This is a genomic window from Pedobacter sp., assembly GCF_031119335.1.
In the GTDB taxonomy this organism is placed as follows: domain Bacteria; phylum Bacteroidota; class Bacteroidia; order Sphingobacteriales; family Sphingobacteriaceae; genus Pedobacter.
In genome coordinates, this window is the sequence record NZ_JAVHXT010000004.1 from 200,005 (window position 1) to 221,861 (window position 21,857).

16 protein-coding genes are annotated in these 21,857 nt (G+C 38.5%); 13 read left to right on the forward strand and 3 right to left on the reverse strand.

Annotated elements, in window-relative coordinates:
* Positions 1 to 783: a GLPGLI family protein gene (locus REI64_RS06410; protein ID WP_308849281.1), complete on the forward strand. Its 783-nt coding sequence runs from the start codon at positions 1 to 3 to the stop codon at positions 781 to 783.
* Between the two features lie 139 nt (positions 784 to 922).
* Here the strand turns inward: REI64_RS06410 and REI64_RS06415 are convergent, their stop codons facing one another.
* The 3 genes from REI64_RS06415 to REI64_RS06425 form a co-directional block, all read right to left on the reverse strand.
* Positions 923 to 1,615: a response regulator transcription factor gene (locus REI64_RS06415; protein WP_308849282.1), complete on the reverse strand. Its 693-nt coding sequence runs from the start codon at positions 1,613 to 1,615 to the stop codon at positions 923 to 925.
* Position 1,616: 1 nt separating this feature from the next.
* A complete protein-coding gene (locus REI64_RS06420) occupies positions 1,617 to 3,428 on the reverse strand; it encodes a HAMP domain-containing sensor histidine kinase (protein WP_308849283.1) in 1,812 nt (603 codons plus the stop codon).
* 178 nt (positions 3,429 to 3,606) lie between these two features.
* Positions 3,607 to 3,978 carry a DUF3127 domain-containing protein gene (locus REI64_RS06425; protein ID WP_308849284.1) on the reverse strand — a complete coding sequence of 124 codons (372 nt, stop codon included), beginning with the start codon at positions 3,976 to 3,978 and terminating at the stop codon, positions 3,607 to 3,609.
* A 66-nt stretch (positions 3,979 to 4,044) separates the two neighbouring features.
* Between REI64_RS06425 and REI64_RS06430 the strand changes: the two genes are divergently transcribed.
* From REI64_RS06430 to REI64_RS06485, 12 genes are all read left to right on the forward strand, one after another.
* On the forward strand, positions 4,045 to 5,238 hold the full coding sequence (locus REI64_RS06430) for a THUMP domain-containing protein (RefSeq protein ID WP_308849285.1): 1,194 nt from the start codon (positions 4,045 to 4,047) through the stop codon (positions 5,236 to 5,238).
* Complete coding sequence (locus REI64_RS06435) at positions 5,238 to 5,711, forward strand: hypothetical protein (RefSeq protein WP_308849286.1); 474 nt, start codon at positions 5,238 to 5,240, stop codon at positions 5,709 to 5,711. The genes REI64_RS06430 and REI64_RS06435 overlap by 1 nt, the downstream gene beginning before the upstream one ends.
* A 263-nt stretch (positions 5,712 to 5,974) precedes the next feature.
* A complete protein-coding gene (locus REI64_RS06440) occupies positions 5,975 to 6,205 on the forward strand; it encodes a helix-turn-helix transcriptional regulator (RefSeq protein ID WP_308849287.1) in 231 nt (76 codons plus the stop codon).
* Positions 6,206 to 6,339: 134 nt separating this feature from the next.
* Positions 6,340 to 6,987: an HD domain-containing protein gene (locus REI64_RS06445; RefSeq protein ID WP_308849288.1), complete on the forward strand. Its 648-nt coding sequence runs from the start codon at positions 6,340 to 6,342 to the stop codon at positions 6,985 to 6,987.
* Positions 6,988 to 7,152: 165 nt separating this feature from the next.
* Entirely contained in the window at positions 7,153 to 9,027 is a 1,875-nt protein-coding gene (locus tag REI64_RS06450) for a 7TM diverse intracellular signaling domain-containing protein (protein WP_308849289.1), read from the forward strand.
* Between the two features lie 491 nt (positions 9,028 to 9,518).
* Positions 9,519 to 11,309, forward strand: a complete 1,791-nt coding sequence (locus REI64_RS06455; RefSeq protein WP_308849290.1) for a glycoside hydrolase family 2 TIM barrel-domain containing protein — start codon at positions 9,519 to 9,521, stop codon at positions 11,307 to 11,309.
* 4 nt (positions 11,310 to 11,313) lie between these two features.
* A complete protein-coding gene (locus REI64_RS06460; RefSeq protein ID WP_308849291.1) occupies positions 11,314 to 12,546 on the forward strand; it encodes a cellulase family glycosylhydrolase in 1,233 nt (410 codons plus the stop codon).
* A gap of 12 nt (positions 12,547 to 12,558) precedes the next feature.
* Positions 12,559 to 15,603 carry a TonB-dependent receptor gene (locus REI64_RS06465; RefSeq protein ID WP_308849292.1) on the forward strand — a complete coding sequence of 1,015 codons (3,045 nt, stop codon included), beginning with the start codon at positions 12,559 to 12,561 and terminating at the stop codon, positions 15,601 to 15,603.
* Positions 15,604 to 15,619: 16 nt separating this feature from the next.
* The gene (locus REI64_RS06470; RefSeq protein WP_308849293.1) at positions 15,620 to 17,179 is read left to right on the forward strand and encodes a RagB/SusD family nutrient uptake outer membrane protein; all 1,560 of its coding nucleotides are present in this window, start codon (positions 15,620 to 15,622) and stop codon (positions 17,177 to 17,179) included.
* Positions 17,180 to 17,189: 10 nt separating this feature from the next.
* Positions 17,190 to 18,104 (forward strand): hypothetical protein, encoded by a 915-nt coding sequence (locus tag REI64_RS06475; protein ID WP_308849294.1) that lies wholly within the window; start codon positions 17,190 to 17,192, stop codon positions 18,102 to 18,104.
* Between the two features lie 19 nt (positions 18,105 to 18,123).
* A complete protein-coding gene (locus REI64_RS06480) occupies positions 18,124 to 20,937 on the forward strand; it encodes a hypothetical protein (protein ID WP_308849295.1) in 2,814 nt (937 codons plus the stop codon).
* A gap of 25 nt (positions 20,938 to 20,962) precedes the next feature.
* Positions 20,963 to 21,835, forward strand: coding sequence for a glycosyl hydrolase (locus REI64_RS06485; protein ID WP_308849296.1), 873 nt, complete (start codon positions 20,963 to 20,965; stop codon positions 21,833 to 21,835).
* Positions 21,836 to 21,857: the final 22 nt, after the last annotated feature.

The window sequence follows — 21,857 nt, forward strand, 5'->3', positions numbered from 1 at the left end:
ATGAAGACTTTAAAATATATCATAAGTGCATATTTATTGATAGTTAGCCTTAACTCAAATGCACAACATGCTCGTTTCGTAACTCAGGGAACTATTGAATTTGAGAAAAGAGTGAACGCCTATGCACTAATTAAGGAGCAAATTAAAATTTGGGGCGAGGATAGTTTCTACTTACAAATGTTTGACAACTATCAAAAAAATAACCCACAATTTAAGACCGCGAAAAGCAAGCTGCACTTTTCTAACGATAAGACCGCTTTCATTCCCGAAGAAGAAGCTATCGCATCCTCTAACGCTTGGTTTTCTAATCTTATACAATTTCAGCAAGCCAACAACATCTTGACTGATTTAGGTACTGCGACCAGTAAAACGCAAAAAAAGGTGTACGATGAAACTTATATGGTAAGCGATAGTACCAGAAAAATTAACTGGAAAATAACCGACGAATTTAGAAACGTAGCGGGCTACAATTGTCGCAGAGCAAATGCTCTGGTAATGGATTCTGTTTATGTTGTTGCTTTTTACACAGAGGAAATTGCTGTTAGCGGAGGGCCGGAGTCGTTTACAGGTTTACCTGGAATGATATTAGGTTTAGCCCTACCACACGAGCACGTTACTTGGTTTGCAACCTCTGTAACTGATGTTCCTGTTAGCGAAGACAAGCTCAAAATTCCTACTAAAGGAAAGGCTGTAAATAATAAACAACTGTTTGATATTTTGAAGGGCGCTCTGAAAGGCTGGGGAAAAACTGCCCAACAGACCTTTAAATGGACAATGCTTTGATGGTTTAACCGTTTGAAACGTTGAAATCGGTTAATTGCTTTGACTAGCGATTAACCGATTTTTATTTACTGGAGTATAGCGATTAATTCGGACCTCTAGCAGTTAACCAAATACACGATTAACCGATTAACCGAAACTATCAATTCACTACCAATTTATATCCTTTACCATGAACATTGATAATTTCCACATTCGGATCTTCTTTTAAGTACTTACGCAGTTTACTTAGAAAAACATCCATACTACGACCGTTGAAATAGTTATCGTCGTGCCAAATGCTAATCAATGCTTCCTCTCTTGTAAGTACACTATTCTTTTTTAAACAAAGCAAACGCAAGAGCTCTGCCTCTTTGGTAGAAAGTTTTTGCTGAGAACCACTGTAATGAATAAGTTGTGTAGTATAATCAAAAGTATAGCTACCAATTTCGAACTGCTTTGGCTCTTCTTCCTGAGGCGATTGTGCAGCAGAAACCCTTTTTAGCAAAGCGTTGATACGTAATAACAGTTCTTCAATTCGAAATGGTTTGGTAATGTAATCATCGCCACCTAAGTCATAAGCTAATGATTTATCTTCCATCATCGACTTTGCAGTTGCGAAAATAATTGGCACCTGTTGGTCAATTTTTCTGATTTCTTTGCCTAAAGTGAAACCGTCTTTTTTAGGCATCATCACATCTAAAATGCAAATATCGAAAGCCTGCTTGCCAAAAGCCTTTAAACCTTCATCGCCATCGGTGCACAACACCACTTCAAAGTTTCCCTTAATCTGCAAATAATCTTGTAGCAATAAGCCTAAATTCGGATCGTCTTCAACCAACAGTATTTTCTTCATATCAATTGCTTAATTTAAATGGTAAATAGATTAAAAAAGTGGTGCCATTATCTTTCTCACTATTCACTTTGATGGTTCCGTTCATTTGCTCTATAATATCGTGTACGTAACTTAAACCTAAACCGAAGCCTTTCACATCATGTAAGTTTCCGGTAGGCACTCTATAAAACTGATCAAATATCCTTTTAGTTTGCTCTTTGGTCATCCCAATTCCTTTGTCGCTCACCTCTACACAGACGCCATTTGCATAATTTTTCGTTTTAATGGCAATTATTGGCTTAACAGGACTATATTTATTAGCATTGTCAATCAAATTGTAAACTAGATTGGATAAGTGTAATTCGTCTCCTATTACAACATCTGGACTAGCGATTAGATCTAGCGATATTTCGGCATCTTTCTTCTGCAATTGCAAACTCATGCTGTCAACAACTAGAGAAATTAGTTCGTTCATTGCTACTGGCTTACGCTCCAATTTTAATTCTTTTTTATCGAGCTTGGCCACACTTAAAACTCGCTCAATATGATTTCCAAGACGCACATTTTCATCGTAAATGATACCTGCCAAACGGTTTACCCTTGCCTTATCAGGTGTTAAATCTGGATCTTTTAAAGCTTCACTTGCAATCATGATGGTAGCTACTGGAGTTTTAAACTCGTGTGTCATGTTGTTAATGAAGTCTGTTTTCATTTCAGACAGTTTTTTCTGGCGGATGATAGCGTAAATGGTGTAGGCGAAAATTGAAACCAACACCAACAGCAAACCTACTGAAGAGGCCAACATCGCAAACATCGTATTAAAGATAAGCGAGTTCTTATTAGGGAAACTCACATATAACATCCCCGGATCTTTAATCATTAGGTTATTGCTAAAAATAACCTTGCTAAAAGTATTTTTAGGCAATACATTTCCTATTGTTTGTGAAACATTCTGATAAATTATTTTGCCTGTACTTTTAGATGGCGTTACCCAATATTGATAATCCAGATCGATGTTTTTACTCAGCAGTTCTTTTTTAATCAAAGTATCTACCGTTTCTTGGCTTGGCATCCTATCTTCCAATGGCACATCTTTATTAGCCATTTCCTTTGCTACATCTTGCAATAGCATCACGTCTCTACCATTGGCAAATAAATTTACCGTATCTGCATAAAGCCTTTCCAATTCTATCCTATAGCTATGTTCGGCCTTTGCATCTTCAATTTTATATTTAACTTTTGTATCGGGATCAATAGTTGGCAAAATGATAAATTGCGGCCTTAAGTCCGACGGATTAATGGCCAAGTAGATGATCGAATCCGGCAATTTATCTAGCTTAATAACTGGACGTCTCTTCGTAAAATTAGAAGAAAGCTGCATGCTCAGTACCTTGCCATCTTTACTACTCCTTGTCTCATTAATGTTATAAGTCAACGTATTGTTATTAGGATTTGGATTTGATAAGATTGCGTAATCTTCTTCACTAATAATTTGTGGCTGGAGGTAATTGCTATGAATGATACTGTCTTGTTCGTTAAGGTATTGCAAGATCTGTTGCTGCTGTTTAAGCCTCCTGCGCATCTTGTTTTCCTTGTAACGCTCTTTAAAAGCTACAATGCTATCTGTTTTACTACGAATATTACTAACCTCTAAAGCTTTAAACTCGTCGTCTTTTCTGTTGATACGGCTAATTACATTTTTCTTCTGTATTTTGTTTACAACAGCCGTTAGCGCCTGATTTACGTTTTGCTCGAAAAGCTGGGATTTTAGATTGTACGATTCCCTAATGTAATACATCTGCATTACAAAAACGCCCAATAACGCAAAGGTCATTAAAGCGGTTATGATCCAAAGGCTCCTCTTTTTCATTTCCTACTTACCCAAAGTTAACGAAGACAATAAGAAAAGCGGTTATGCTTTAACACTTTTTAACTTATAGCAACGTAAAAAAGCCGTCCCGATTGTAATCGGGACGGCTTCAAATTATAAAGTGTTTTCTTAAAAAGCGATACTAGAAAGGTAAATCATCATCTTCGCCAGCTGCAGTACTTACATCAGCAGGTGCAGCATATTGAGGGGCAGCAGCAGGTGCGCCAGCTGTATTAGCTAAAGCAGTAATACGCCAAACCACTAAACTGTTAAAGTAAGAAGTTACACCATCTTTGTTAGTCCACGGGCGACCGCGTAGGTTAAAAGAAACCTCTACTTCGTCTCCAGCTTTTAAACTATCAAGCAAAGCCGTTTTATCTTGCAACGCCTCAAATCTGATATATTCTGGATAAGTTGGGTTTTCTGCATATTCTACAATCAAATCACGTTTTTTAAACGTCTCACTCACTTGTTGTACTGCACCTACTTCGTGCACCTTACCTTTAATTTCCATGTCTGTACTATATTATTTCTCTTCCATCCAAATCTCTATATTTTTATTGATAACTTCGCAAATCATATGACACAAGTTTTCCACACCAAGAGCAAGGTTATCATTACCTGTAATAAAAGACTATCAACTTACCTGCAAGCCGAAGTAGAAGAACTGGGCTATACCATAGTTAGGGCCTTCTCTACCGGAGTTGAACTGAATATTACGCTTAACGAGTGTATTAAACTTAATTTGAACCTGCGTTGCGCAAGTCAGATTCTATATAGCCTTAAAAGTTTTAAGGCAAAAAATCCAGAAGAACTTTACGCAGCACTGGTAACTTTAGAGTGGGAAGAGTTAATAGATTTTTCGGGCTATTTTTCTGTAACGTCTAACGTAGATAATCCATTTATTACTACGCCGCTATTTGCCAACTTAAAAGTTAAAGATGCCATTGTAGATAGATTTAGAGACAAGAAAAACATTAGACCAAACTCTGGCTCCGATGCCAATAAAGCTGTAGTACATTTATATTGGAAAGATAACGATGCTGATATTTTTATAGATACCAGTGGTGAAACTTTGAGTAAACACGGCTACAGGAAAATTCCGGGCAAAGCACCTATGCTAGAAGCACTTGCCGCAAGTGTTGTGATGGCCACAAAGTGGGATAAAAAATCTCCTTTCGTTAATCCAATGTGCGGTTCGGGAACTTTGGCAATTGAAGCTGCGTTAATTGCTACCAACCGAAGACCAGGACTGTATCGTATGAATTACGGTTTCATGCACATTATAGGTTACGATGAGGAAGTGTTTTTTGCAGAGCGAAGAATATTGAAAGATCAGGTCATTAAAAATATCGACCTACAAATTATTGCTACCGACCTTTCTGAAGATGCGGTGGAAGTAAGCAGAAAAAATGCGAAGACAGCTGGCGTAGACCAACTTATTCAGTTTGAGGTATGTGATTTTGCAGAAACACCTGTGCCAGAAGGCGGGAAAGGTGTAGTGGTTTTTAACCCAGAGTATGGAGAAAGATTGGGAACGCACAGCAAATTAGAGTTCACCTATAAGCGCATGGGCGATTTTATGAAAACGCAATGTAAAGGATATCATGGTTATATTTTTACTGGAAATCCTGATTTAGCAAAAAAGATTGGCTTAAAAGCTGATGCCAAAATTGAATTCTATAATGGCAAGCTAGACTGTAGAATGTTAACGTATGAATTGTATGACGGCAGCAGACGACCAGAAAGCGAGCGCCCACAAAGAAAAAACTAATGGATATAGACAAATTCAATAGCTTGCCCGAGTGGGACGATTTTAGGCAATTTAGACACGAAGAGCCGGGAGAAGATTGGAAAAACAAACCTAAGTACCTCAGTGCTAAAAATCTTTACAATCAAGCTAGGGAAGTTTATAAATATGCAACCATCTTCTCTGAAACACTTACAGGAGAAATGGCAGAAAGCACCAAGGAACTGATTTTGCAGAACGCCATGATGTTAGGACCCAAAATTATTGGTGCCGAAGGTGGCGACATCTATATCATACGTATGGAAAATGCCTCAATTATCAGAACAAATGCCATAGAACTAGAAACGCAGATAAAAGCCGCCTATCTTTACGATCAATGTGGCAAAGCCGATAGAGATATTGTCATCGCAGAAATCGAGAAATTTAAAGTGTTTTTTAAAGATTGGGTTTCGTTTTTTCAGAAAGATGATATTGAGGATGATTGGGGATTATATTGATATATTAGTAGATATATTTATACGCTTGCGTTACAATTTTTCCACACATTGCATGTAGCTAAAATACCCAGTAATTTTTTAAGCTATCTTTTCGTGCTACAAAAAACATCCCTATTAATCTATTTTTCGAAAGCAAAAGATAGCTCGTGCTCTATCATACATTGAATAATTAAATAAAAAGTTGTAATCGTATAGGTTCTAATTCAAAAAGTTGTAATTGGCAAAATATTTGCTTAACTTCAAATACACTAACTACCTACATGATGAACGAAACTTATAAAAAAGAGATGCAACGCATCGCGTTAAAAATTAGAAAAGTACGTGAGTACAAAAACTTTTCTCAAGAGTATTTAGCCTCTAAAATCGGAATTTCTCAAAATGCTTACAGCAAAATTGAGTTAGGCTATAGCAAAATTACTCTAGATCGATTATTTCACATCGCAAAACTACTAGACGTAGACACACACGAATTAATTATATCAAAGAGAGCTTAATATTTAATATTTAGTTAGCGATAGTGTATTTAAAAAGCTCAGTCTCAAATTAGAGGCTGAGCTTTTTTGTTATAAGCTTCGATTTTTACAAAACCTCTATCCTTTAACGAGTGATATTTGGCTAAATTCGCAGTATGCAACTTATCATAGACCAAACCATCAACTTTGTTAAAAAAACACTTGCCAATGCCGAAGCAGGACACGATTGGTTCCACATAGAACGTGTTTATAAAACAGCCCAACATATTAACGCTAGCGAAAAAGCCGATGAATTGATAGTTGCTTTAGCAGCACTATTACATGACATTGCCGACAGTAAATTCAACGGTGGCGACGAAGAAATTGGACCGCAAAAAGCTGGAGATTTTTTAGAAAGCATTGATGTTGAAACCAACATCATCAACGAAGTAAAGCTCATCATCAAAAACCTTTCTTATAAAGCTAGCTTGGGAGAAATCAACTATTTTTCAAAAGAGCTAAATGTTGTACAAGATGCAGATAGGCTTGATGCTATTGGCGCCATTGGCATTGCAAGAGCTTTCACTTATGGTGGTTTTAAGAATAGGGTTCTGTACGATCCCGAAATAAAGGCTAACCTACAAATGACAAAGGAGGAATATAAAAATACGACTGCCCCTACCATCAATCATTTTTACGAGAAGCTTTTGTTACTAAAAGATTTGATGAAAACGGATATGGGCAAACAGATGGCACAGCAGCGTCACGATTTTATGCTGACATACCTTGATCAATTTTATCAAGAATGGGAAGGAAAGAAATAGCATATAAACTTACATTTTTACTATACTTGTAATTGTATTTAACAAACCATCCAACTAAACAACCTTGCTGCTCCATTCATCTGCTTTCTTAAACTAGCCGGTACCTTCCTGTTTTATAGTTATTTGTTAAACTATCAGCCAAGTAAACTGTTAAAGCTAACCATCTTGAAATCTTTTATCTACTTAATCTTATTATTTATACTCCTAGTGCCTAAGGTATCTAATGCACAAGTGCCAGTAAAACTAAATAATGAGGTTAAACAATATATTTTTTCTTACAATGAAATTGATGTGTTTGAAGACAATTCAGGAAAACTAACTGTACAGGAAATATCATCCAAGAAATTCCTCCCACTTTTTAAAGGTAGTAAAACCTTTGTTCCAAAAGCTTTACATAGCAATTCTACCTACTGGTATAAAATAAAAATAAAGAATACCGAAGAACCGGGTTCATTTTTATTAGAGTTTTACGACCAAACCATTGATGACATTAAGATATATACGCAAACCAAAACAGGCAGTTTCGAACTTCACAAATTTGGGGCAAAATTAAACTTTAAAAACAGAGAATTTCACCACAAAAACTTCACCCTCAACGTCAACAGAGAATTTAAAGACCTCCAAACTTATTACATTGCCATTAAAACAGAACAGCCTGCCGCTGTAATGATGGTCTTAAAAAAAATAGATTGGTTTATACAATATGGCCTGAGAGAATATCTATTGTTAGGGCTTCTATATGGAATGATACTGGTGTTTTGCCTATATAACTTGGTAATGTTTGTTGCCGTTAGACAAAAACAATACCTATATTATGTAGTGTACAACTTTAGCATCGGTCTATATGAAGTATCATCAAACGGCACAGGGTTTCAGTACTTGTGGCCAGGCTATCCTGGCTGGAACGAAATCGCCTACGGTGTAGCTCTTTACCTCGCTGTAACTTTTAGTATGCTTTTTACCAGAGAGTTTCTTCATCTTAAACAAAAGGTGCCTCTATTAGATAAAATAATTGTATGCTACCTCGTTTTACGAACAGCTTTCTTTATATGTTGTCTTTTAATCAACAAACATCTTTTTGTATATAAAATCATCGAAGTTATTCCGGTAGCATTGGCCCTATTTTCTGGTGTTTATATCTATCGCAAAGGCTACTATCCAGCTAGGTTTTTTGTGGCTGGATACACTTTTATCCTGATAGGAATTGTAATTAGGATTATTAAGGTACTTGGCATTGGAAAAATGCCATTTGGCCCTATTAACTTCTATAGTCTCAGTTTTTGTTTAATCATGGAGATGCTTTTTGTAACCTTTGCCATTGGCGACAACATTCGCCTGCTAAAAAAGAAAAAAGAGAAGGCTCAACGCCGCATAATTAAGGAACTGGAATCAAAACAGGCATTGAAGGACAAACTGAATACCGAACTTGAACAGATTGTTGCACGGCGGACAAAAGAAGTAAGAGAAAAATCAGAAATTATAACAGCACAAAACCAAGAACTATTACAGCAAGCCGAAGAAATCAGGAAAATGAACGAGTTCCTGTCTATAGACAACACACAGCTTAAAAAAGATATTAATGTTGCTACCGAAGCTCGGGTAATGTCGAAAATGATGAGCTATGAAGAATTTATTAAAATTTATCCTGATAACGAAACCTGCTTTCGTTTCTTAAATGAACTGAAAGAACAGACTAATTTTACTTGTAAAAAGTGTAAACACACAAGCTATTATACCGGCCATCAACCTTATAGTAAGCGATGTGCCTCTTGCGATTATGAAGAATCTGTTATCTATGGCACCTTGTTCCAAAATAGTCGTATGCCCCTTAACAAAGCCTTTTATATGGTATATATCATTTATACTACCAAAGGTAAAATCTCATCTTACAAGCTTTCGGAAATATTAGACATTAGGCAAGCCACTTGCTGGGCAAATTTGAATAAAATACGAAATCTTATGGTAGAGCGAAAGCAAGAATTTAAAAATGCTGGACAAGATGGTTGGAGCAAATTGGTTCTTGTCAAAGAAAACGGTTAAATTTCTGTTAACCTTTTCGCTCAGCATTCTCTGTCCCCCGCTGAGCTTGGCAGATTTCCAAAGACTACTAGCCAAATAATGTTTTTTACTTATTTCGATAAACTGGAAAGCTCAACATAGCACAATATGTTGAGCAAAAGTTAAGCTTCTTTAGTATTCTCATCTTAATCATCCATTTTACGCAAAATTCTATAAAAAAATATGCCAATTTATGAGGCGTGTTAAAATCTTTATAAGACGAGTTATCAAAAATAATTTAACTGCTGAAAATCAGCAATTAAGCATAAAAACACTTGTGGTATTTATGCGTATTAATTTTAAATTAAATACTTGATTTACAGTTATTTATGGTAATTTTTATTTGTTTTTATGCTTTTAAGTTGGATATATTTGTTGCACTATTCAATTAACCAAGTATAAACTTAAGCGAACAAACTGTGATTACGCGGAAACTACACTCCAAATGGTGTTTGTTGGTTGTTTTGGGGCTAATGCAACTAGCAGCCAACGGTGCCGATCTTTTAACTAACATCCCTGCCAGAAAAGTAACAAGCCTAAACGGAAAATGGCAATACATCATTGATATTTATGAAACTGGATTTTACGACTACAGATATAAAGAGCGAGCAGAAAACGATCCAGAAGCCTATTGGAATACCGATGTGCCAGCCCACTCACTAGACCGCAAGGAGCATGGCTACAACGATACCTATACGTTAAATGTTCCGGGCGACTGGAATTCGCAAGCAGATAAATTTCTATACTATGAAGGCACTGTCTGGTATAAGAAAAGCTTCGACTATCAAAAATCGAGCAAATCCAATAAACTATACCTACATTTTGGTGCAGTTAGTTATCGTGCTGATGTGTACATCAACGGTAAAAAATTGGGAATGCACAAAGGTTCTTTTAGCCCGTTCAATTTTGAAATCACAGACTCATTACTGAAAGAAAAAGATAATTTTTTGGTTGTAAAGGTTGACAACAGGAGATACGCCAACGAAATACCAACATTAAATACAGATTGGTGGAATTATGGAGGTATTATTAGAGATGTATCATTAGTAGAATTACCAAATACGTTTATTAGCAATTATTTTGTACAACTGGCAAAACCAAATGTAGCTACAAATTTAATACGCGGCTGGATCGATGTAAAAAATGCTGCTTTAGATGACGAGGTTACCATTGAAATACCTGAATTAAAAATCACAAAAAAGCTTAGATTAAATTCAGAAGGGAGAGCAATCATCAATTTTAATGCGCCAAAACTCATAAAATGGAGTTTAACCAACCCAAAACTTTATCAGGTAAACATTACTACTGCCTCTGATAAAATAAGTGAAAAAATAGGGTTCAGAAATATCGAGGTGCAGGGAGAAAAAATTTTACTCAACGGCGAGTCGGTGTTTTTAAGAGGCATAAGCGTTCATGCAGAGATACCAGAAGAAGGAAGAAGGGCGCATACACAAAAAGATGCGGAAAAATTACTGGGCTGGGCAAGAGAATTGGGATGTAATATGGTGCGGTTGGCCCACTACCCCCATGATGAGAAAATGACCCGTTTGGCAGATTCGTTAGGGCTGCTCGTTTGGTCGGAAATACCTGTTTATTGGACTATTGATTTTAAAAGCGAAGAGGTGCTCTCCAAAGCAAAAACACAGCTAGATGAAATGATAGACAGGGACAAAAACAGAGCCAGCATTATTATTTGGTCGGTTGGAAATGAAACTCCCGTAAGTGAGGTAAGAACCCGTTTTATGAAAAGCTTGCTGGACGAAGCCAGAAAAATGGACCCCACACGTTTAGTTTCTGCCGCACTAGAAGTGAACTATCATTCAGAAGAAAACATGAGATGGATTGATGACCCACTTGGCGAATATGTAGATATTGTCTCTTTTAACCAGTATCTGGGCTGGTACGGAGGCACGCCCGAAAGCTGCCGAACCGCCAATTGGGGCACACACTACAAAAAACCACTATTTATAAGCGAAACAGGAGCCGAAGCTGTGGGTGGCTACCATGCCAAAACAAACCAGCTATGGAGCGAGGAGTTCCAAGAATGGTTTTACAAAGAACAAGTGGCCATGCTCAAAAGAATGCCCTCAAATTTTGTAGGTATATCTCCCTGGCTACTGGCCGACTTTAGATCTCCCAGAAGAAATAATCCCGTTTATCAACAAGGTTGGAATAACAAAGGACTTTACGACCAACAAGGAAGAAAGAAAAAAGCTTTCTATGTACTAAAGGCCTATTACGATGAATTAAGCAAAACAAAATAATTTAATGAAGAAGCTATTATTTATATTATCCGTAGTAATCTGCAGCAGTTTGCAGGCAAAAGACAAATTTATTGGCGTAAAAGGAAAAGAAATCATAGATGCCGATGGTAATCCCTTCCTCATCAAAGGAACTAATCTGGGTAACTGGCTAGTACCGGAGGGATATATGTTCAAGTTCAAAAAGACAAATTCTCCCTCTCAAATACATGATATGATTAGCCAGTTGGTTGGCCCTGCCGAGGCAGCCGATTTTTGGACAACTTTCCTAGAGAATTATATTACCATAGATGATATCAGATTCCTGAAAAAAACTGGAGTTAACTCTGTTAGGGTGCCTTTTAATTATAAGTTATTTACCATTGAAAACTACATGGGCCAAAATGATTCTTCCAGAGGCTTTAAGCTTCTGGATAAAGTAATTGATTGGTGCAAAACAGAAGGTCTTTATGTGATTTTAGATATGCACTGCGCTCCCGGCGGTCAAACTGGCGACAACATTGACGACAGCTACGGATATCCATTTTTATTTGAGAATGAACAAAACCAACAGTTGGCGATAGAAATTTGGACCAAAATAGCAAAAAGGTATGCAAAAGAACCCACCGTTATGGGCTATGATCTGTTAAACGAGCCGGTAGCGCACTACTTTGATACCAAAACCTTAAATGCACTAATTGAACCACTCTATAGAAAACTGACAACCGCAATTAGAAGCGTAGATAAAAATCATATCATTTTTTATGGTGGGGCACAATGGAATACCAATTTCAATATCTTTTCGGAACCATTTGACCAAAAAGCCGTATACACTTTTCACAAATATGGAGATCAGCCTAATTACGCCTCTATTAAGCGTTTTATAGAGTTCAGAGAAAAATACAACGTCCCAATTTATATAGGCGAAACCGGAGAAAACACTGATGAATGGGTTAATGAATTTAGGACCCTTCTAGAAAAAAATAATATTGGATGGCATTTTTGGCCTTACAAGAAATTAGATAATCCAAAAAATATCATTTCTATCCCACTTCCAAACAATTACCAAACCATTATCGATTATGCTGAGAACAACCGTGGTTCTTATAAAGAGATGAGAGAGATTAAAATAAACAGAGCCGAAGTAAAAGAGATTTTAGCGCAGTATCTAGAAAACATCAAATATAAAAACAGTATTCCCAACAGTGGATACATCAAAGCCTTGGGGCTTAACACCGAACAACAAACACGAACCAAATAAACCAGATAATTTATGACAATAAAATTTACACCATTTTATTACCTCGTTTTGGTACTCTGTTTTTGGTGCAATTTTGTAAATGCACAAGCACAAGTATCAATTAAAGGGGTAGTACGAGATGTAGAAGATAATTCTACCATCCCCGGAGCAGTTGTAAAAGTAAAAGGCACTAACAATGCTACTATTACCGATAGTGATGGAAAATTCACTATTAAAGCAGCTCAATCGGCTACGCTAACATTTTCTGCCATTGGTATGAAAGCAAAAGAAGTAGCATTAAAAGACGAGGGCGAATTAAATATCCTCCTATCAAAAGATGTACAAACCTTAAGCGGTGTAGTTGTAGTAGGTTACGGCGTACAAAAGAAAAGCTTGGTTACTGGTGCCATATCATCCATTACCACAAAAGATTTAGAAGTTCCCGGTATAATGCGGGCAGATCAGGCCTTGCAGGGAAAAAGCCCAGGCGTAACCGTAATGATGAATAGCGGCCAGCCAGGTGCTGGAGTAAGCATCCGTATTAGAGGAGTTGGCACCAATGGCTCTAATGACCCTCTGTTTATTGTAGATGGATTTCCTAGAGGAGATTTAGAAGCGGTTAACCCTCGCGACATCGAAACTATGGAAGTACTAAAAGATGCGGCTTCGGCGGCGATATATGGTGCCCGTGGAGCTAACGGGGTAGTGATTATTACTACCAAATCTGGTAAGGCTGGCAAAAGCAAACTCGATTACGAGTACTATAGGGGATTTCAAAATATCAGAAAGTATATTGATGTTCTAGATGCTACGCAATATGCTCGCATCCAGAACGAGCTTCATTTCAATTCTAACTTAGCTCTTCCTTTTTCTGAAACTGAAATCAACAAAATGGGTGCTGGAACAAATTGGCAACGAGAAATTTCCTATCTTAATGCACCTATACAAAACCATCAGGTCTCTCTTTCTGGAGGATCTCCGAAAAACACTTATAGCTCATCATTTTCATACTTCTCACAATCGGGAACTTTGGCTAAAGACAAGTCAGATTTTGACAGGTATACAGGGCGTATAAATACCAAACAAAATGTAATAGAAGGCATTTTAAATACGGGCATTAACCTAAACGTCACCAACGTAAAAAGAGCGGCTATTGCTACCAATAGTGGTAACTCTGGGCCTATATTAAGCGCCATTAACATGGATCCTGTTACGCCAGTAATGAATGATGACGGAACTTTTGCTATCTCCCGTTATGTATCGCAGGAAATCGTGAATCCTATAGCCAGAATTTATTACACAAATGGCTCATCGGGGTACACCAGATTAAATGCAGATGCTTTTGCCGAAGTAGAAATCATTAGCGACCTGAAGTTCAAAAGCAGTTTAGGTTTAGCACTGCAATACAACGAATCGAGAGGATATACGCCTATTTATTATCTCAACTCTACCAATAGAACAGTGGCAACAGGCACAAGTAAGTCTATGTCCGAAAGCAGGGATTTGAACTTGGAGAACACCCTAATCTATAGCAAAAAGGTAAAAATCCACTCTTTCTCTGTAATGTTGGGAAACACATTAAATACTGGACGAGGCACCAACGTATCAGCCTCAAAAAATGGCTTATTATATGATGATCCCGAATATGCTTATTTAGATTTAGCTAAAGACAATACCAGCGCAGCTGCCTCTGGTGGTGCTTGGCACTCTGGATTGGTGTCGTATTTCAGCAGGGCAACTTATGATTTTGACAACAAGTACATGATGACAGCAACCTATAGGGCTGATGGCTCATTTAGGTTTGGGAAAAACAACAAATTTGGCTACTTCCCTTCTATTTCTGCCGGCTGGAATGCTCACCGTGAGAAGTTCTTGGAAAATGTGCGTTTCGTAAACTCGCTGAAAGTTAGAGCAAGCTGGGGCAGAACCGGTAGCGACCAAATTGGTGATTACGCTTTCGTATCTACCATTAGTACCTATGCCCGCAACTACTACTTCGGAGCCGACGCTCAGCAAATTGGAGCCTCTCCGGCAGGAGTTTCAAATCCAGATTTAAAATGGGAAACTTCAGAACAAGCCAACATTGGTGTAGATGCAGAATTATTCAAAAATTTTAGAGTAACTCTTGACCTATACCGCAAAGCAACCAAAGACCTATTATTAAGAGTTCCTATTCCATTTTATGTGGGTAATGGCGCTCCATTTGGAAATGCAGGAAATGTGTTGAACAAGGGGATAGAACTTTCACTAGGCTATCAAAAAGATTTTGGAAAACTATATATAGAAGCCAATATAAATGGTGCTTACAATAACAACAAGGTAACCCATGTGGGCAATACCAATGGTTACATTACTGGCGGAAATGCCAACAACCAAATGGGTGATATTGCTCGTATGGAAGCAGGATTTCCACTAGGCTATTTCTGGATGTACACTATGGATGGCATTTTTCAGAACCAGGCACAAATCAATAACTACAGGGGGTCAAGCGGCAACTTGATACAGCCCAATGCCGTACCTGGCGATATCATGTATAAGGATTTGAATGGAGACGGCATAATTGATAGCCGCGACCGCTCTATGGTAGGCTCGCCACATCCCAAATACAACTATGGGTTCAATTTTACGGCCCGTTACGGCAACTTTGATGTGAACGTATTTTTTAATGGTTTGGCGGGACATCAAATATTCAACAGCCTGCACAGATGGGACTTACCTACCGCAAACTTTCCGGTTGAAATTATTAACCGCTGGCACGGTGAGGGAACCACCAATTCTTACCCAAGAATAGCTGCTGGAGATTTAAACGGAAATTTTGCCAACCCTTCTACTTTCTTTTTAGAAAATGGATCGTACCTAAGACTGCGCAATGCTTCTATAGGCTATACTTTCCGAAATATTAAGGTAGCCAAACTGGATAAGATAAGGTTGTATGCTACAGGAACGAACCTTTTTGTACTAACTAAATATACTGGTTTCGATCCCGAGGTATCTGGTGGTGCTTTAGGTTTAGGTATAGATAAAGGCGTATATCCGCAGCCCCGAACCATCATGGTTGGCGCATCGGTTGGTTTTTAATTAATGTAAACAAGTCATGAGATATCAATATATTAAACTAGCATTGCTCTTACTCGCTATAAGCTTGGGGGCTTGCAATAAAAAAATAGATTTAGAACCGATTACTTCTGATACGGAATCTAACTTTTACCGTGACCAAAAAGACTGTCTACAGGGTCTTGCAGCTGCTTATAACGTACTGCTTTGGGATGCACCACAAAATCAGAATGCACCTTTCCAGCTCATTAGCGAGGTGCTTGGCGACAAATGTTTCACTGGCGGAGCATCGGCAACAGATTTACCATCTTTACAAAGGGTAGATAGAGGCGTAATGCGCACCGACGACCTAACACCAAGAGCATTTTGGTATAAATATTATACAGGCATTTATAGAACCAACATCTTGTTGGAAAAATTACCCGCAGCCGCTTTTGATGACGAAACGGTAAGAGAAAGGTATGCCGCCGAAGCCAAGTTTCTACGGGCTTATTATTATTTTGATTTAGTACGACTTTTTGGCAATGTACCTTTAATTTTAAAAGTACTAGCGCCTTCAGAATACAATCAAAAACAAGCTACACCTGAAGATGTTTACAAACAAATTGGCGATGATTTAACTGCTGCGATTAACGTACTGCCAAGATACAGGAGTTTGCCACCTGATGAATATGGTAGGGTAAGTGCTGATGCAGCGAGGGGCTTATTGATGCGTGTTTGGTTATACTACACCGGTTATTACAAGAAAACGCAAATGCCAAATATTACTTCGCAGCAAATATTAAATATCTCGGAAGAACTGATTAACAATAGCGGCCACGATTTGCTGACCAAATTTTCGGATGTTTTTATCAGCGAAGCACCGTTTAACCATAATAACAAAGAAGCTGTTTTCGAAATCCAGTATTCGTCAAAAGCAAGTAGTGGTAATTTCAGTTATAGAGAAGAAGCCAACGGAAACCTGGCTCTAATGCTTTGGTCAATGAGAGATCCAAATTCGGCCTCGCCTTATTCACCGGGCTGGTCCTTCGCTCCTATTGATGTTGAGTTTTATAATTCATTTCCAAATGACGATCTAAGGAAAGATGCAACCTTCTTTTTACCTAGGTCACAATCGGTTTCGTTTACCGCAGGTTATCAAAATAGCGACATCTTTCCGAAAAAATGGCTGGCACTAAAAACAAACCAAGCTTCCAGAGGCGATTTTAGGTTAAATTTTCCAAACCACTTTGTTTCCATCCGTTTTGCCGATGTACTACTTATGGCTGCCGAGCTACAATTGCAGCATGGCGGCACACAGGCAAAAGCTCAGTCTTATTTCGAAAAAGTAACCAAAAGGGCACACGTAGCAAGTTACGTTCCTCCTACAGTTACATTCGATTTAATTTACCGCGAAAGAGAGTTGGAATTGGCACTAGAAGGCATGAGGTACTGGGATTTGATGCGCAGAGGAATGGATTATGCACAGTCAAAAATCGACATCAACCGGGGCGAACCATTCATCAGCAAATTCAATATGGCAGCAGATGGCTTATTCCCTATCCCTCAAGAAGAAATCATCAATACAAAATATGTATTGACACAAAACAAGGGCTATTAAAAACTTTTATATGATGAAGAATTTAAGTTTAATCACACTTTTGCTTTTAGCCCTTATGGCTTGCAAAAAAAACCTCACACTAGAGGATCCCATTGCCGAGGGCGATATCAATATTATCATCCAGGAAACCGAAACCCAAAATGTTTACCGTTTCATTAACGGTCAAATTGGCAATACAGCAAAAGCCAAATGGAACCTTGGTAATGGAGAAGAAGCCGTGGGCGATACCGTTATCGGAAAATACCCTTTCAAAGGCAACTACAATGTGACACTAGCTGTTTTTAACGGCATCAAAATCGTTGAAAAGGCTGTACAGGTTTCTTTTAAAAATGACAACTTGGATCTAGATCCTGTTTATGCCCAATTAACTGGTGGACCAAATGCAGTGAACGGGAAAACCTGGGTATTGGATTCGTTGTTGGATGGGCACGTAAAGCTGATCAACAACGGCTCTACCACACCATGGAACCGATTGACAAAAACAAACAAGGGAGTTTACGACGATGAAATGACTTTTAAACTCGCCAACAAGGAATGCCTGTACAAAAACAATGGCTCTTCTTATTGCCACGGCGGTACCATTGATGGCGTAACCCAGTTTAGGTTTAAGGAACTAAATAATTTATGGGGTACGGCAAGCATATTCGCTGCCGATGGTGGTGATTTAATGATCAACTATACACCTAGAGATGCTACCCAGCATTGGGAAATGGAGATCAGGAATGGCAAGCATTACCTACAACTAAAAGGAGGTGCATTTTTCTTCTTCTACCGGGGAGTTTCAACAGTTATCGAGTACGAAATTAACTCCATAACTGAAAATGAGATGATAGTTACCCACTACGAGAGTGCTCCCCAATCCAGAGCCAACGCTTTATGGAGAGATCAATATACATTAATTAGAAAAGGTTACATAAGACCTTAATCAATAAAAATTTAGCTTTATGAAAAGTTTATATTTTATAAAAAAAATCATTATTCCCCTACTTCTGTTGGTGATACTGATTGGCAGTTGCAAAAAGGACGAAGATAGGTTTTATAACGTATCCAATGGCCGTTTTCAGGTTTTTAGTGAAAAATCTAGACTGAATGGCAACGTAGTTGAAAACCTCCCACTGACACAAACCAACAAATTCAATTTGGTTTTTGTAAATCCACCACAAAATGCGGAGGCCATTATAAGTGCCGAAGAAGTAAACGGTATTTATATTGATGAAACCAGAATAAAATTAATAGGAACATTAGTTGAGATACCGGTAAAAGGTACACCAAAATATGAAGGTACGTTTATTTTAATTTTAAAAATTAAGATAGATGGGCAGACGCATGTTTGTAGCACTAAGTTTTTTGTAGACAAACCAAATGTAACCAGTATCACTTTAGACTTATCAGAGGATGTTTTCTACAATGCCGTTAACGAAGTTTCTAGAGAATTTACCGTGTATCCAAGATCTATAGCTTTTGAGATTATAGCTCCAACAGGATTAACAGTAAGCATTGAAAATATCGACTCGGATAAGCGTCGTTTGAAATTGGTTGCTTCAGATGAATTTGTAGCCGGCGATGTGATCATCAAAGCTAGCTTTTTACAAGTTCCGCAGACCACAAAAACTATAAAAGTTACTGCTTTTTCTAATGGTGACGGAACCTCTGCCAAACCTTACGAAATAATAGATTTTGGCAGGTTCAATAGAGTTCGACATGCCTTATCAAGCCATTACAAATTAGCCAATGATATTACAGGTGGTACATTTATCACAATTGCGGGCAGCTTTACGGGGTCTTTAGATGGCGATAACAAAAAAATATCTGGCATTGTAATTAACTCGCCACAAACAGATAACAAAGCTATGTTTACTGAACTGGCCACCACTGCAACAATCAAAAACTTAGAGTTAACAACCGTGGCCATTACCGCACAAAACAATGTGGCTACAATCGCTGTAACCAACCGTGGAGTGATTGACCATATCAAAATTTCTGGTACTGTTACCGGAAAACAATATGTTGCTGGAATTACCGCCAATAACTTTGGAACGGTTTCTAACAATGATGTAAATGCATTAACTGTAAATGCCGATAATTTTGCAGCGAATTATGCTGCAAACACCAATAGTGGAGCTGTTCAAGCCAATAATGTAATTGTTAGTACTGCCAATAATTTCCCTGCAAATGTGTATGGGATAACTACTCCTACTGCCAGCAATTTTGCATTTAATCCAACAGATGGCACAATAGAAGTAAAAACCAGCGCTAGCAACCTAACGGCAGTACCAGTTTCGGGGCAGCAAAGAGTAACCTTTACACCTTCTTCTGGTTTTATTTCCGGAGATGTGGTATTGGCACTTAAAAAAGGAAATGTGGCACTTAATAAAACGGTAAAAGTTTATGCCAAACAAGAAGGTTCTGCTTTTGATGGCGGAGATGGTTCTGCGGCCAACCCTTATCTAATATCCTCAGAAGAAGGCCTAATAGCAATGGCTACCGGAACTGATAAACATTATAAAATCATAGCCGATTTTAACCTTAACCGAACTTGGACTCCAATTGCTAGTTTTTCTGGCTCATTAGATGGCAACGGACACAAAGTAGGCAACCTAAACATTAACTCTATCACTGCCAACGAAGGCTTTTTCTCTAGCCTAAGCGGCACCGTGAAAAATCTGCAATTACTCAATGTTAATTGTACTACCAGTGCCGCATTTGGCACTTTGGCTGGCAGGTTAATTGGTGGCACCATACAAAATGTAAAAATTACAGGCGACCTAACGTCTACCAATACTGGAGATGTATTGGGAGGTGTTGTTGGCGACCTCTCTGCCGCAGGTAAGGTTACCCAAGTTACCACCAACCTAACCATCAAAGCTTCGTGTGGAATGGTAGGAGGCTTGGTGGGCAGGTTAACAACTAATGCCAGTGGCATAGCCGAAATTTCATTTTCTACAGCAGCTGGCAGTATAGAAATTAGTGCTTCAAAAAACAGAATTGCCGGTATTCTGGGCAGAGCCGAAGGAGCTAACGTGGGCGGTGGTATCATAAAAAATTGCCGTTCGTCAGTAAACATTTCGGCTACCACAGCAGTAGCAACGACTGTAAATGGTGTTGGTGGCATTTTTGGTGCCGATCAAAATGCGGGCATTGTACCTATCGATCAATGTTTATTCGACGGAACTATTTCATGTGGTTTCTCTGTTGGAGGCATTGCCGGTGTAGGCTCAACCATTACCAACTGTCTGGTTGAAGGCACAGGAGCTAATCAAACTACACCAACCATTAGGGCTACAGGTACACCAGCAACAGGAAATATTGGTGGCATAGCAGGTACCAACAAAGTTAGATTAGAAAACTGCATCGTTAAAAACGCCACTTTTAGGGCCACTATTTCTACGGCCGCACTTCCTGTTGGGGGCATTGCCAGCACCTACCAAAACAATGGTTATACCGCCAACTCTTTCATCGTAAATACATCTATCGAAGGTTCTAACACCCTTCCTAACGGAAATAATGTATTTCGTATATCGGGAACTGCCGCTAATGGAACTGGAGCAAATAAAAAGAATTATGTGGGATCAGGCATTGTAATCCCTGTTAGGGATGTGGCTTTTGTAGAAAATGCAGACGGGCTTGATGGAGCAACAGCACCATCAACCAACCAAGCTTTTTTTGAAACTACGTTAGGCTTTAATTTCTCTATCTGGAGAATGGGAACCGATGGTTATCCCGCCCTTAGAAATGTAGGCTATAACGGAACTTATTAATATCAATATAAACAATTGTATACGGATGAAAAATTTAAAATTTTTACTGGCTTTGGGCGCATTGTTTCTTGGCTGTGCAAAAAGCAACGAATACGAACCAAAGAAAACAACTATCGTACAATACGAGGCCAAAGGTAAAAAAGGAGCTGATTTTAGCACCACTCAAAGACATGGCACTTGGTGGGGCAATACCATCAACCTACAAAGCCATTGGTTTTATACTTGGGGGCTCAGCATTCCTTTTGAACTGGCGCCTCAAAATGCTGAATTTGTACCTATGTTCTGGGGCAAATCATCAGTAACCGAAGCTAATATTGCCCAAGCTAAATCATTTAAAACGCAAGGAAGGGCAAGGTATATTTTAGGTTTTAACGAACCTGATTTAACCGACCAAGCCAATATGACCGTACAAGAAGCGTTGGATCTTTGGCCTCAATTAGAAAGCATTGGATTGCCTTTGGGCAGTCCAGCGGCATCCTGGCCAACCAATGCCTGGATTTACAACTTCATGGACCAAGCAATTGCCCAAGGTAAGCGTGTGGATTTTATTTGCGTACACATGTATGTTGGTACAGATGAAAATCATTTCGTTAAAGTTTTACAAGACCTTTACGACAAGTATCACAAGCCAATTTGGATTACAGAATTTGCTACTGTACACGATAGGGCAACAACAATGGCCGAAAATCCATATACTCCAGAAATGGTATTAGCTTTTATGCAAAGGCTGCTACCAAAACTAGAAGCTTTAGATTTTGTACACCGCTATTCCTGGTTTTCGGGGTCGCCTACCAGTGCCCGTCTTTGGCCCTCTGCTTTGGTTGATGCCAATGGCAATTTAACCAATCTTGGGAAATGGTATGCCGAGTATAAACCGAACACTGAAATTAAAAGATAAAATCCAACATAAATTGACGCTC